Here is a 12976-nt window from a genome sequence, read left to right on the forward strand (position 1 = left end):
GGCGGGCGTCGAAGCGGCGGGCGTCGGCGTGCTCGAGCAGGTACTCGACGTAGCGGAAGCGGAGCAGCTCGGCTACCTCGGGGTCGGCCGCCTCCTCGCGGAAGTGGGTGATCAGGTGGGTCAGCTCGCGCATGGCGTCGAAGGGGTCGAACGCGGCCCAGTCGCGGTTGGCGTCCTCGATGGAAGGCAGGTGCTTGGCCAGGTCCCACAGGAAGCCGATATCCCGGTGCTCGCGGGCGACCTCGAGCGCCCAGTCCCGCAGCGTGGGCACGTCCTGGCGCTCGAGGAAGGCCCGGTAGTCGTCGGTCGGCGCGTCGGCGGTCATGGTCGGGCGTCCTCCGGGGTCGGGGCCGGCCCGCGCGGCGGGCCCGCTTCGGCAGTGCGGGTTGGACTGTAGCCGGGATCGGCCGGTCCCGCTCGGCCGGTCCCGCTCGGCCGGTCCCGCTCGGCCGGTCCCGCTCGGCCCGTTCCCCTCGGCCCGTTCCCGCTCGGCGCGGGCTCTCGCGATCCCCGGCCGGCCGGCAGGCTGCTGGGGAGACCAAGCCCGCTAGCTGATGTCGCGGTCGCGGCCGCCGACCGCGCCCAGGGTCGGCTCGGAGGGCAGGGCGAACGAGAACACCGAGCCGTGGCCGAGCCGGCTGGACACCCAGATCCGCCCGCCCATCGCCTCGACCAGGCGTTTGGCCAGGTACAGGCCGAGGCCGGCGCCGCCCGGCTCCCGGGTCATGTAGTGCCCGACCCGGTGGAACCGCTCGAAGATGCGCGTCTGCTCGTCGATCGGGATGCCAGGGCCCCAGTCGCGGACCTCGAACACGACCTCGCGGCCCTGGGGGACCAGGCGCACCTCGACCGGCTCGTGCGGCGGCGAGTAGCGCAGCGCGTTCGACAGCAGGTTGCCGACGACCTGGTCGACCCGCATCCAGTCGCCGCGCGCGTACACGGCGTGGTCCGGCGCGACGATGTGGATGGCCCGGTCGGGGTCCTCGGCGGTGAACCGCTCGGCCACCTGGCGGACCAGGTCCACGGCGTCGATCGGGGTCGAGTCGACCAGGCCGGCGCCGGTCTCGAGGCGGGTGACCTCGAGCAGGTCCTCGATCAGGCGCTCCAGCCGCTGGGCCTGGGTCAGCATGAGCTTGTAGTACTCGCGCCGGCGGTCCCGGGCGAAGTCGCGGTCCTCGCGCATGAGCGTGAGCAGGAAGCCCTTGATCGGCGTGAGCGGGGTGCGCAGCTCGTGCGAGACGCTGGCCACGAAGTCGCTCTTGAGCTCGTCGGTCTGGCGCTCGCGGGTGACGTCGCGGACCACGACCACGTCGGCGTCCATGTCGCCGTCGTTGCCGACGATGGGGGCGTGGGCGTAGTTGATCCAGCGCGCGAGCCCGTCCTTGTTGAGCACCGACGCGTCGCGCACCTCCTCGTGCCCGGACTCGGCCGCGGCCAGGATCGGGCAGTCGGTGGCGCACATGTCCACGCCCTTGCCGTCGCGGGCGCGCAGCAGGTTGAAGCACTTCTGGCCGATCGCCTCCTCCTCGGCGTAGCCAGTGAGCGCGGCCATGGCCGGGTTCCAGGAGCGCACCGTGCGGTCGGGCCCGGTGGTGTAGATGCCGTCGGTGGAGTGACCGACGATGTCGCGCAGGGCCGCCCGCTCGCTCTCCGCCTCCCGGTACAGGTCCTCGTTGAGCAGGGCGGCGGCGCCCTGGTTGGCCAGGGCGAGCAGCGTCTCCCGGTCCTCGGGGGTGAAGTCGGCGTCGACCCGGGGCCCGAAGGCGACCGCGAACCCGACCGTGCGCCCCTCGGCCTCCATCTGCACCATGGTGACCCGCGGCCACCCGCAGCGTATGGCGAAGCCCTTGGCCGCCTGCTCCCAGGCCACCGGCGAGGGGGTGACCGTGATCCGGTCCGAGCCGCTGTCGGTGGAGATCACGTCGAGGGCGCCGTCGGCGGGGCGGCCCAGGAAGACCGCTGCCCCCTCGCAGTTGAGCACCTCGGCGACCTGCCGCACGAAGGTCTGCCAGGCGCCGACGTCCCCCAGCCGGTTGGACAGGGCCCGCCCGGCCGAGTACAGCGAGTGCATGCGCTGGCCCTGCGCGAGGCTGCGGGCCCAGGCCCGGTTGCCGAGGAAGGTCAGCCCGATCGGGACCACCAGCAGCGGCAGGAGCGCCTGGTCGTGCACGAGCAGGGCGGCGATGACCAGGCCGTAGGCGGTGCTCGCGGCCCAGTCGGCAGCGGCCACGGGCGCGGCCCGCAGCCAGCTCTGCGCGAAGCCCTGGCCGACCGAGAGGCTGATGACCACACTCACCAGGGTGTGGTTGACCAGGAAGAACGCCGCCATCCCGAGCACCCAGAGCACCGTCAGGGCCGGGTTGAACGCGCTCGGGGTGCCCACCTCGATCCCGAAGATCGTGGAGCCCTGCAGGAGCTGTTTGAGGACGTCGGAGACGAGCGCGGCCGCGCCGACCGACAGCACGTACTGCGGCACATTGAACAGGCGTTTGACCAGCTGCGGTTCGAAGAGCCATTGACTGGCCGCGATTCCGATTCCGGTTGCTAGTACAAGCAAGGGTGGATTGATGAAAACCACGCCGAGGACGATGACCATCTCGGCCACGCCGATTGAGAAACGGTGGTTTCGCAGCGGCACCCGGACCACGAATCGCTCGGCGATTACCAGGCCGGCGGCATACAGCGCGGGGCGCAGCAACTCGGCAGGATCGGCCGACACCGTACGGACAGCCGCCGGCAGGACGGCCGCGGTGGCGATCACGGCAGCCGCAGCGACGGCGATGACGAACAGCCAGGCACCGTGCGGCAAGGAGTTGCGCACGCCCCGGTGCCGCATCGATCCCTCGGTGATCGAGGTCATCGCCTGCTACTGCGCCTGCGCATGTCGTCGAGCCCTCCGGGCGGCACGGCGAGACGGCCGTGCCGCCCGGAGCTCGACCGGCTGGGTCAAGCCCTGGGGCACGACCACCTCGGCGACCGTGGGACGCGGGACCAGGTGGCCGGGATGGGAGGTCGGGGGACGGTGGTGGGGTCATTCTGCCACGACCAGGTGGTCGACGCGGAACCCCTGGACCAGGTCGTCGACCCGGCCGGCCGCGACCAGGTCGTCGAGGCCACCGGCCGGGACCAGGTCGTGGACGCGGCCGGCTTCGACCAGGTCGTCGACGCCACCGGCTTCGACCAGGTGGTGGACGCGGCCGGCCGCGACCAGGTCGTCGACGCCACCGGCCTGGACCGGGGGACGGCGGCGACGCGCGCGTTCACCCAGATCCCGCTCGCACGGGCCGCAATACCGATATCGGCGATGCAAAACGACGTAGAAGGTGCGTTGTGGGTCTTCATGGTTCCTCCCCCTTGCGCCGACGGCGGGGGTGCCGACAGCGCAGCGGCGGTGGGCGAGTACGTCTGTTGATTTTCCTCGCATGTCGTCGTCTTTTGCAATCCAGCCACATGAGAAAATGGCCCAGACAATTTGGGCTATGCGTAGCTCGTGGACGCTAGTGCGAAGTACCGGAGCCAGCGCTGGCAACTTCGCGGTCGCCCGGTTTGCCCAGGTCGCGACCTGCCCAGGTGAGGCTCTGACCAGCAGGAATCTGAGCGCCTGGCCTACGCACTAGCCCACCGGCAGTGCGCAACGGCGAATCATAACGATCCCGTGTCGGATCCGAGGCAACGGGCCAGGCGGCGCCGCAGCTCCGGCCCGGGCCCCCCGACCAGGGACACGACGCACCACGTGGCGCCGGCCTCACCCAGCTCGGCCAGGCGTGAGGCCACCGTCCCGGGGTCCCCGGCCACGGTCCGGGCCAGCTCCGCCGCGGAGCGCCCGACCCCCCAGCTCGCGAGCATGGCGCGGGCGGCGGCGGCGTCCTCGCCGACGAGCACCTGTCCGCCCCAGGTCGCCGTCACCGACCTGGGGTCGCGGCCGGCGCGTTCGGCGTGCCGGCGCACGTCGGCCAGGCCGGCGGCCATCTCGTCGGGGGTCAGGCCCCAGCCGTTCCAGGCGTCAGCCATCCTGCCGGCGACCGCCCGCGACCGCGGCCCGGCCCCACCGATCCACACCTCCGGCCCTGGCTTGCCGGCCAGCGGCCCGCGCAGGGCCAGGGCGGCGCGCTCGAGGTCGGCCGCCCGGCCGGTGGCGTCGCGGTAGGGCAGGCCGAAGGCCTCGTTCTCGTCCCGGTTGAGGCGGTCGCCGGAGCCGATGCCCACGACCAGGGGCGAACCGGCCACCTGGGTGGCGGTCGCCGCCATGCGGGCGAGCAGCGCCGGCGGGCGCAGACCGGCCCGGGTGACGAGCGTGCCCAGCCGGAACCGGCCGTCGCGGCTGCCGTTGCCGGCACCGCCCCGGAAACCGTCCGGAATGACCAGGCCGTGGTCGGGCTCGCCCCCCAGAGGGGCCACCGGCAGGCCAGCCCCGCCCTCGGCGAGATCGCAGACGCGGGCGGCCAGGCCGGCAAGCAGGGTCCAGCACTCCAGGGCCGGGCGGTCCCGCTGCCCGAGCGGCCACAGGTGGTCGAACAGGAACCCGCCGGCGAAGCCGAGCCGCCAGCTCTCGGCCAGCGCCTCCAGGGCCGGCCCGGGCCCGTCGCGGAACTGGGGCAGCGTGACGGCCAGCGCGGGCAGGAGGCGGGAGGCCAGGTCAGCCTCCCGACCGCGGGGCCAGCGTGGCGGCGCCCATCGCTAGCCGACGTTGATGCGCTGCACGCCAGCGGGCCGCACGGCGGCTGGTTGCTGGACGTCGAGCAGGGCCCGGGCGGCCAGGAGCAGCTCGGCGCCCGCCTTCATCAGGTGCTCCATCACCTCCGGACGAGCCTGGCGGAGCGCCGCCAATCCCATGCAGACCGGGCAGACCTGGCACTCGAGCGCGCTGGCGCCGCGGGCGGCCTCGTCGTGTGTCATCCATTCCTCCTCACGGGTCGTGCCGAACACGGCGGGCGCCGGTCCTCCTCAGGGTCGTGGCGGGCACGGCGGGCGCCGGTCCTCCTCACGGGCCATGGCGGGCACCGGTGTCATGCTCCCCGCACGCCGGCCGCCGGCGTGTGGCCGGGGCCGCCGAACCGGACCACCAGCGTCCCGCCGCGCAGGTTGGCGGCGACCACGTCGAGGGGCCGGAGGGCCTGGGGCAGCAGCACGTTGCGCTTGTACTGGCCGACCTTGACGAGCAGCTCGTCGCCCTTGCGGAGCACGTCGAGATGGCCACGCTCGGCGAACGGGAGGTCGAGCCGGAGCGCGTACCCCCCACCGCGCTCCTTGGTGACCCGCAGGGGCTGCGACTCGGCGAGCACCGCGGCCGGGTCGCGCTCGCCGTACACCGCCCCGGCCACCTCGGCCAGGCGCTCGAGGCCGACCATCTCGTCGTCGAACAGCCGGCAGGTCAGGATGGGCAGCGGCGAGAACGACTCGGTGATGGTCCGGAAGTGGTCGGCCTGGATCTCCTTCCACTTGCCGAAGTACGGGTCGGTGACGTCGTCAGGGAGCAGGCGGTTGACCACCACCGCGTCGACCCGGTAGCCGAACAGCGAGAGGTAGGTGAAGGTGCGGCGGGCCTCGGCGACCACCATCTTCTCGGGGTTGACGACCAGGCGGACGGTGGACGACTCGGGCTCGGCGAGCAGCACCCGGACCCGCTCGAGGTTCCGGTAGAGGCGCTCGACCGCCCCGAAGACCGCGTCCGAGGCGATCGGGGGCAGGTTGCCGAGCCGGCCGAGCAGCGGCCGGGCGACCGTGGCGATCCTGCGGGAGGACGGGAACAGCCGGTCGATGTACCAGCCGAGGGCCTCGGGGAGCGAGAGCAGGCGGAGCGTCTCGGCGGTGGGGGCGCAGTCCACCACCAGCACGTCGTAGTCGCCCTGCTGCTGGTAGCGGTTGATGTCGATGAGGCTGAACAGCTCGTCCAGGCCAGGGATGACCGACAGCTCCTCGGCCTCGACCGCGTCCACCCCACCCCAGTTGAGCAGGTTGACGACGTAGTCCTGGATCTCGCGCCAGTTCGCCTCGAGGCGGGCCTGGCTGTCGATCTGCTCCGCCCAAAGGTTCCGCGCGAGCTGGCGCGGCTCGGCAGCAAGCTCGGCGTCGAAGGAGTCGGCCAGCGAGTGGGCCGGGTCGGTGGACATCACCAGCGTCCGGTGGCCGCGCTCGGCCGCCCTGGCCGCGGTCGCAGCCGCCACGGTCGTCTTGCCGACGCCGCCCTTGCCGGTGAACAGCAGGATCCGCACGCGCGCTCCCGGGGTCGGTGTCATGCCAGCGCCGGCAGCCTACCGCCGGTCCGCCAGGCCTGCTAAGGGCCTTCCGCCCGACAACTTGTGCAAGCTCGGTCCTCTCGCCTGGGGACTCCTTCTGGAATGCCAATGTTGCCGAGCGGCGAGCCCTGAGCACGGCGGCATGCCCGCGCCCCGGAGGCCAACCTGAACGAGCTCGCGGGCCGCGGGCGGCTCCCTGACCCGAGGGTCGGGAGCCGCCGGGTCAGCCGGACTCCACCCGCCGTTTCAGGTCGGACAGGGCCGACCTGACGATCTGCTTGGCCGCCTGGCGCTTGAGCAGGCCGGGGATCGGCGCATCGAGCCCGACCTCGAGCCGGTAGGTCACGCGGGTGAGCTGGTCGTCGACCGGGTCGAGGGTGTACGACCCGGACAGGTCGTCGAGGGTCCCCTCCACGTAGGTCCACGACATGCCCCCGTCCTCCGGGGCGTAGGTGTAGCGGAGCGTGTACGAGGCCGGGAACATCGGCGTGCTCACCTGGAACGACACGACCGTGCCGCGGCCCTCCTGGTCCTGTTCGAGCACCCGGACCTCCTCGAGCTGCCCGACCCACTCCGGGTAGGCGTCGAAGTCCGAGATGACCCCCATGATCTCCCCGGGAGTCCCGTAGATGTCCGTGGACCCGTCAGCACGCTCGGCCATCGCCGCTTCCTCTCACGTCTTGGCTGGACTGCCGGGCAATCCTAAGGGCTCGCCGCCCAGTAACCTGGCCAGGTCGAGTCCCGCTTGCCTCGGTGTGCCGGCGCTGGAACGACCAGGTTCCTGGCCCGCAGGCCCTAAGGCCAGCCACCCCGCCGCGGGTCGTCACGGCCAGGCGTCCGCCCCATGCACGAGCATCCGGCCGGTGGCCCGGAAGTGGCCGACGTTGAGGAGCCGGGTGCGGCCGATGCGCATGCTGCTCGTCCGCGGCTGGTGCACGTGCCCGAAGTACATGTAGTCGGGCTGCTGCTCCTCGACGTAGTCGAGCAGGGCCTGGCTGCCGGGCTCGAACCGGCCGGCCAGGACGTCGAACCGGAGGTCGTCGACGGCGGGCGGCATGTGGCTGCAGAGCACGTCGACCCGGGGCAGGCGGGCGACCTTGGCGGCGAACTGGGCCTCGGTCACCTCGGCCAGCTGGGGCCGGGCTCCCCGCGGCAGCCCGCCGCCTACGAAGCCGACCCGGAGCCCGTCCAGCTCGACCGCCTCCCCGTCCAGGTGCCTGACGCCCGGCCGCAGGAGGTCGGCGAACTGCTCCGGAGTGTCGACGTTGCCGTGGGTCAGGTAGGTACGGTCGGGGAACGCGCCGAACACCGCCTCGAGCTGGGCCCGGCAGGCGGCACGGATACGGCCGCGGACCTGGTCCTCGCGCCCGGCGGCGGCGTGGCGGAGCACCCGGCCCGCCTCCTCGAAGCGGCTGGCCGTGCGCAGCTCGACGAAGCGCCGGGTGGCCTCGAGGCCGTACACGTCGACCACCACGCCCTCCATGGTCCGGTAGTCGAGCAGGTTGACCAGGTCCCCGCAGACGAGCAGGGCGTCGGCGTCGGCCGCCTCCCTGCGGAGGTCGTCGGCGGCACCGTGGATGTCGGACACGACCTTGATGCGGATGGCTCGCTCCTGGCGGCGCGGCGCGTGGGCCGGGTCCTCCCCGCTCACAGCCGGCTCTTCGCTGCTGCACGCGCGGCGTGCCCGCCCATGCTACCGAGAATCGGTGAGAGGGTCCCGGAATCGGTGAGAGGGTCCCGGCCTTCAGTTCAGCCGGAGTGGATCGCGCCCTGGGTCGTTGCCTGCCGCTCACGTCCTGGCGAGGTCAAGACCCCCGGGCCAGTCCCAGCGTGGCCACCAGCCCGACCACCAGGGCGAGGCAGAGCCCGGCTGCGGCCACGGCCAAGGTCCGGGGCCCGAGAAGGGGGCGGCGGCGGGCGGCCAGGCGGTGGGCGTCGACCGCCGACAGCGCCCACACCGCGGCCGTTGCCAGCAGGAACGAGACCTTGACGAGCACGAAGGCGAGCTCGGGCCGGGACCAGAAGGCCACCGTGGTCGACAGCCACCACAGCCAGAGCACGAAGCGGGCCACCCCCTGGGCGGGCTGGCCGGCATACCAGGTGCCGAGGCCGGGGACGGCCGAGAGCCAGGCGGCGGCGGCCGGATCCCTGGCCGGACGCGCCGCCTCCGGAGGGCGGAACAGCTCGATCATCGAGCTGCCGCAGACCCGGCAGGCCATCTCGTCGATCGGGTTCACCGTGCCGCAGGCCTGGCAGGTCCACTCGAGCCGGCCACCCGCCTTGCGGATGGGACCTGCCTGCGACGCGAGGAAGCGCACCGCGACGGTCTGGGCCAGGTCGGGCGGCCTGGACGGGGCCGGGGCGTCCCCGTCCCCCCCTGAGCGGCCGGCCGCCGGCCGAGCCGGCGACGCCACGCCGGCTGGTGGCGGCACGGCCGGGATGGGGGCGCCGAAGCGCATCAGGCACTGGCCACACCAGTCCGCCGCCGCGGGGTTGGTCGCCCCGCAGCGCGGGCACCTCACGATCCACCTCTGGCCGGCCCATCGGGCCGGCGCGCGCCGTCACCCACTCCACGCCCCCACGCTCGCCACGGAGCCCCAGCCGGACGGCGACCGGGGCTACCTGACACCATCGGCACCGCCGCCCAGGAGATGGAGCCGAGTCCCAGCGAGCAGGCTGCCAGGGCGGTTGCCGGCGGAACCACAGAAGAAGTCGTCGCAATTTTGTCTCGTTGGTGCTGTTCCGGTCAAAGGCGTTCAAGGCGACTTGCCGCCCCAGTAGACTCACCGCGACAGAGGCCCTGTCGGACCGCGCCGCACGAACGAGAGGTGGCGCCACCCACAAGGCGCGCGAAGGAGAGGGGCGCCCGTGACCCCGGAGCCGACCGATCAGCGGTTCCTGTTCGACATGCTGCGGCGCATGGGCGTGTTCGAGCACGGCAGCGAGCAGACCCTGGTCGAGCTCGTGGAGCGGGCGGCGCCGATCGTCTACCCGCAGGGCAGCTTCCTGTTCCACCAGGGCGAGCCCGCCGCCCACGTCTACATCGTGACCGCCGGCGAGGTCGCGATCGTGTCGCCGGCCCGGGGCGGCAGCGAGCAGGTCCACCGGATCATCGGGTCCGGCCAGTTGTTCGGCGAGCTGGCGCTGCTCAGCAGGGGCAGGCGGACCGCGGGCGCGCGGGCGACCTCGGCCTCGACGGTCTGGGCCGTCGAGCGGGATGCGTTCTGGGCCTTCCTGGACGCCACCCCGGCCGCCCAGGCGGCCCTGCTCCGCCTGGTCGTGTCCCTGCTCGCCGACCGCGAGGCGATGATCGACGACCTGCTCTCGCTCGACGTGCGTGGCCGGCTGGCCAAGGCGCTGCTGACCCTGGCCGACCGTCACGGCCGCCGTGAGGGTCAGGGCCAGGTCCAGGTCACCATCCCGGTGCGCCTGACTCACCGCGACCTGGCCGGGATGGTCGGCGCCAGCCGGGAGAACGTCAGCCGGGCCCTGGCGGGCTTCCGCCGGCGCGGGTTCGTGGAGTACGACGCCGAGGCGATCCGGCTGCTCGACCCGGACGCGCTCCGGCGGCTGTTCTGAACCACCGAATTCCCGCAAGGACCCAGGTCACATCGAGGCTGTGACGTAGATCACAGAAAAGCTGTGACGCGCGTCACTGACCCTTCCGAGGGTGGCGAATTAGCTTGCGGGCGCCTCCCCTTGGGCTCGGACGACCGGATGCGCCGAGCCCAAGGAGAAGGTTGCAGCGGCAAGGTCGGCGAACGGGGGGGCCGCTCGGACGACCGCTGGTGGTGCTGGCCCTCGCGGGGGTTGATCCGCCGCACCCAGCCAGCATCCCACCAGGCCCGCCTCGTCACGGCCGAGGCGGGCCTGGTTTCTTGCCTGTCCGCCTCCGAGCCCGAGCACCGCCCCGGCCGCGGCGGCCAGGCTCGACAGGAGTGGCCTGCCCGGCGGCGGCGTCCGGGGGGCGCCGTCTCCGGTGGCGACGAGCAGCGGGGCCACGCCGGCGGCGAGCGCCGCGGCCGGCGTCACCGCGGGCCGGCCAGACGGGACTCCACCCAGGCGCAGAGGGCATGACCGATGGTGATGTGGCCCTGCTGGACCAGGCTCGGGCGGTCGCCGTCGACGTGCAGCGCGACGGCGGCCATGTCGTCGAGGGGCGAGCGGGCCGGTCCCAGGAAGGCGATCACGACGAGCCCCGCCTCCCGGGCGGCCGCCGCCGCCCGGAGCACGTTCTCGGAGCGGCCGCTGGTGGTGATCACGACCAGGACGTCGCCGCGCCGGCCCAGGCCCTGGACCTGGCGCGCGAACACCTCCGCGTAGCCGTAGTCGTTGCCGACGGCGGTCAGGACGGAGGTGTCGGTGGTGAGCGCCACCGCCCGGTAGGCGGGACGCTCCCGGGCCAGGCGGCCCACCAGCTCGGCTGCGAGGTGCTGGGCGTCGCCCGCGCTGCCGCCGTTGCCGCAGAACAGCACCTGCCCACCGTCGGTCAGGGCGTCGGCGACCATGCGGGCCGCCCGCTCGACGGCGCCGGCACCCGGCCGCACCACCAGGGCGGCCGCGGCGGCGGCCGAGGCCGACAGGTAGCCCGCGATGTCGGTCACCAGCGCACTCCTCTCGGGTCGAAGGCAACCGGCGAGCAGGGCGCCCCGGCCACCTCGAGCGCCGCCGCCACCCGGTCCCTCCGGTCGGGCTGGCAGCAGAATGCCAGGAACCCGCCGCCGCCGGCGCCCACCACCTTGCCACCGGCCGCGCCAGCGGACCGGCCGACCCCGTACAACTCGTCCAGGCGCGGGGTCGCGATGCCGGTGGCCAGGCGGCGCTTCTGCTCCCACCCCTCGTGCAGCCCCTCGGCGAAGGCGGCCAGGTCCCCGTCAAGGAGCGCGTCCCGCATGGCTTCTGCCAGCGCCTTCATCGCGCCGAGGCTGGCGAGGCTCTCGGCCGACCCCCCGAGCACGCCGTCGACCTGGCGGCGCAGGATGCCGGCGTCGGTGCGACCCTGCCCGGACCAGGCCAGCAGCAGGGACCGCTCCAGCTCCTCCACCGTCCCGGAGCGGACGGCAAGGGGCCGCACGTCGACCTGGTCGTCGCCGTGGAACTCGATGAAGTTCAGCCCGCCGTGGGCGGTCGCGTACTGGTCTTGCATGCCGCCCTCGATCTTGAGGTCGATGCGCTCGACCTCGTAGGCACGCCAGGCCAGCTCGGCCGGCGACCACGACTGCCCGGAGGCCGCCCCGACCGCGGCGAGCATCGCCACCACCAGCGCCGAGGACGAGCCGAGCCCGGAGCCCGGAGGGGCGTCGGTGGCCAGCACGAGGTCCAGCCCGACACCCGGGGCGAGGCCGCGGAGGACCGCCTTGACCAGGTCGAGGTGGCCGTTGAAGGCGAGGTCCTCGCGTGCGGTGAAGGCGGCCCGGGCCATCAGGTCGAGGGACTCGACGTGGTACTCGCGGTCCGGGCGGACCCGCACCTGCGCGGTTGCGTAGCGCCTGATGGTGGCCGACAGCACCGCCCCGCCGTGGGTGGACGGGTAGGGGGGGACGTCGGTCCCGCCCCCGGCGAAGCTGAGGCGCAGGGGCGCGCTGGCCCGGACCCCGGTCATGCCGCCGCGGCCCGGGCGAGCAGCTTCTCGAGCTGGGCCACGACCGCCTCCCAGGAGAACTCGGCCTCGGCCCGGCGCCGCCCGGCCTCCCCCATCGCGCGCGCCCGTTCGGGGTCGGCCAGCAGCTCGGCGACGGCACGGCCGACCGGCTCGGGTCGGCGGCCGTCCACGACCAGGCCGGTCACCCCGTGCTCGACGGTCTCGGGGGCTCCGCCGGACCGGCCGGCCACGACCGGCAGGCCGGTCGCGGCCGCCTCGAGGAAGACGACGCCGAGGGCCTCGAGGTCCAGGCCGAGCCAGCGGGTACGGCACGGCATCGCGTAGACGTCGCCCGCGGCGTAGTGGGCGGGCAGCTCGGCCCAGGGCACCTCGCCGGTGAAGACGATCTGGCCGGCCACCGGGCTGGCCGCTGCCAGCTTGCGCAGCCGGCCCGCGTAGGGGCCGCCACCGACCACGAGCAGGCGCGCGTCCGGCACCCTGGCCACCACCGAGGCCCAGGCCTGGATGAGGCGGTCCTGGCCCTTGCGGGGCACGAGCCGTGAGATGCAGACGCACACCGGCGCGTCCCCGAGCCCGTGGCGGGCGCGCACGGCGCCGCCGTCGACGCCCGGATGGTACTCGTCGACGGCCACCCCGGAGACGAGCAGCTCGACCGGGCAGCGGCCGCGGACGGCCCGCTCGACCCGCCGCGCCGACCACCGGCTCACGGCGGTGACCAGCCGCAGGTCGCCGGCCACCCGGGTCATCAGGCGGCGCAGCAGCGGCACCCGGCCGACCGCCACCTCCACGCCGTGGGTGAATCCCATGCAGGGCACTCCGGTCTCCCTGGTGATGCGCCCGGCGAGCAGGCCGAGCGGGAACGCCGCCCCGAACACCACGACGTCGGGCCGCAGCTCGCGGACCAGGCGGACGGCGCGGTCCCCGACGGCGCGGCCGGGCAGCATCCGGCGGGTCTGGTGACGGACGACCCGGAAGGGCTGGGCCGCGTCGAACTCGGCAGCGCCCGGCCAGGCCGGGGCGTAGACGCTCACCTGGTCGGGCGGGAGCCCGGCGACCAGGTTGCGGCAGTACTGCTGGATCCCACCGGCCCGGGGCGGGAAGTCGTTGGTGATCATGAGCGTGCGCATCGGCGCCGCAT

At 73.8% G+C, this 12976-nt stretch carries 13 protein-coding genes; 2 read left to right on the plus strand and 11 right to left on the minus strand.

Annotated elements, in window-relative coordinates:
- Both VG276_29165 and VG276_29170 read right to left on the minus strand, forming a co-directional pair.
- Window positions 1-325, minus strand: a 325-nt coding sequence (locus VG276_29165) for a hypothetical protein (GenBank protein ID HEV8653357.1), incomplete at its 3' end; no start/stop codon positions are given.
- Between the two features lie 222 nt (window positions 326-547).
- Window positions 548-2860: an ATP-binding protein gene (locus VG276_29170; protein ID HEV8653358.1), complete on the minus strand. Its 2313-nt coding sequence runs from the start codon at window positions 2858-2860 to the stop codon at window positions 548-550.
- 144 nt (window positions 2861-3004) lie between these two features.
- On the opposite strand from VG276_29170, the gene VG276_29175 reads away from it, so the two are divergent.
- On the plus strand, window positions 3005-3412 hold the full coding sequence (locus tag VG276_29175) for a hypothetical protein (GenBank protein HEV8653359.1): 408 nt from the start codon (window positions 3005-3007) through the stop codon (window positions 3410-3412).
- 230 nt (window positions 3413-3642) lie between these two features.
- Here VG276_29175 and VG276_29180 read toward each other — a convergent pair whose 3' ends face one another.
- The 6 genes from VG276_29180 to VG276_29205 all read right to left on the minus strand — a co-directional run bounded on the left by VG276_29180 (window position 3643) and on the right by VG276_29205 (window position 8758).
- Window positions 3643-4398 carry an LLM class flavin-dependent oxidoreductase gene (locus VG276_29180; protein HEV8653360.1) on the minus strand — a complete coding sequence of 252 codons (756 nt, stop codon included), beginning with the start codon at window positions 4396-4398 and terminating at the stop codon, window positions 3643-3645.
- A 279-nt stretch (window positions 4399-4677) separates the two neighbouring features.
- A complete protein-coding gene (locus VG276_29185) occupies window positions 4678-4896 on the minus strand; it encodes a hypothetical protein (protein ID HEV8653361.1) in 219 nt (72 codons plus the stop codon).
- 110 nt (window positions 4897-5006) lie between these two features.
- Complete coding sequence (locus VG276_29190; GenBank protein HEV8653362.1) at window positions 5007-6212, minus strand: ArsA family ATPase; 1206 nt, start codon at window positions 6210-6212, stop codon at window positions 5007-5009.
- A 247-nt stretch (window positions 6213-6459) separates the two neighbouring features.
- The gene (locus VG276_29195) at window positions 6460-6897 is read right to left on the minus strand and encodes an SRPBCC family protein (GenBank protein HEV8653363.1); all 438 of its coding nucleotides are present in this window, start codon (window positions 6895-6897) and stop codon (window positions 6460-6462) included.
- Window positions 6898-7059: 162 nt separating this feature from the next.
- Window positions 7060-7887: a metallophosphoesterase gene (locus tag VG276_29200; GenBank protein HEV8653364.1), complete on the minus strand. Its 828-nt coding sequence runs from the start codon at window positions 7885-7887 to the stop codon at window positions 7060-7062.
- Window positions 7888-8041: 154 nt separating this feature from the next.
- Complete coding sequence (locus tag VG276_29205) at window positions 8042-8758, minus strand: hypothetical protein (protein ID HEV8653365.1); 717 nt, start codon at window positions 8756-8758, stop codon at window positions 8042-8044.
- Window positions 8759-9104: 346 nt separating this feature from the next.
- On the opposite strand from VG276_29205, the gene VG276_29210 reads away from it, so the two are divergent.
- On the plus strand, window positions 9105-9815 hold the full coding sequence (locus tag VG276_29210; GenBank protein ID HEV8653366.1) for a Crp/Fnr family transcriptional regulator: 711 nt from the start codon (window positions 9105-9107) through the stop codon (window positions 9813-9815).
- A 449-nt stretch (window positions 9816-10264) separates the two neighbouring features.
- Here VG276_29210 and VG276_29215 read toward each other — a convergent pair whose 3' ends face one another.
- The 3 genes from VG276_29215 to VG276_29225 are packed head-to-tail and all read right to left on the minus strand — an operon-like array spanning window position 10265 to window position 12965.
- On the minus strand, window positions 10265-10840 hold the full coding sequence (locus VG276_29215) for an SIS domain-containing protein (GenBank protein HEV8653367.1): 576 nt from the start codon (window positions 10838-10840) through the stop codon (window positions 10265-10267).
- The gene (locus VG276_29220; protein HEV8653368.1) at window positions 10837-11838 is read right to left on the minus strand and encodes a GHMP kinase; all 1002 of its coding nucleotides are present in this window, start codon (window positions 11836-11838) and stop codon (window positions 10837-10839) included. Before VG276_29220 ends, VG276_29215 begins: the two co-directional genes overlap by 4 nt.
- Window positions 11835-12965, minus strand: coding sequence for a glycosyltransferase family 4 protein (locus VG276_29225; GenBank protein ID HEV8653369.1), 1131 nt, complete (start codon window positions 12963-12965; stop codon window positions 11835-11837). The genes VG276_29220 and VG276_29225 overlap by 4 nt, the downstream gene beginning before the upstream one ends.
- Window positions 12966-12976 lie beyond the last annotated feature (11 nt).

The sequence above is a fragment of the Actinomycetes bacterium genome (assembly GCA_036000965.1).
Taxonomy (GTDB): Bacteria; Actinomycetota; CALGFH01; order CALGFH01; family CALGFH01; genus DASYUT01.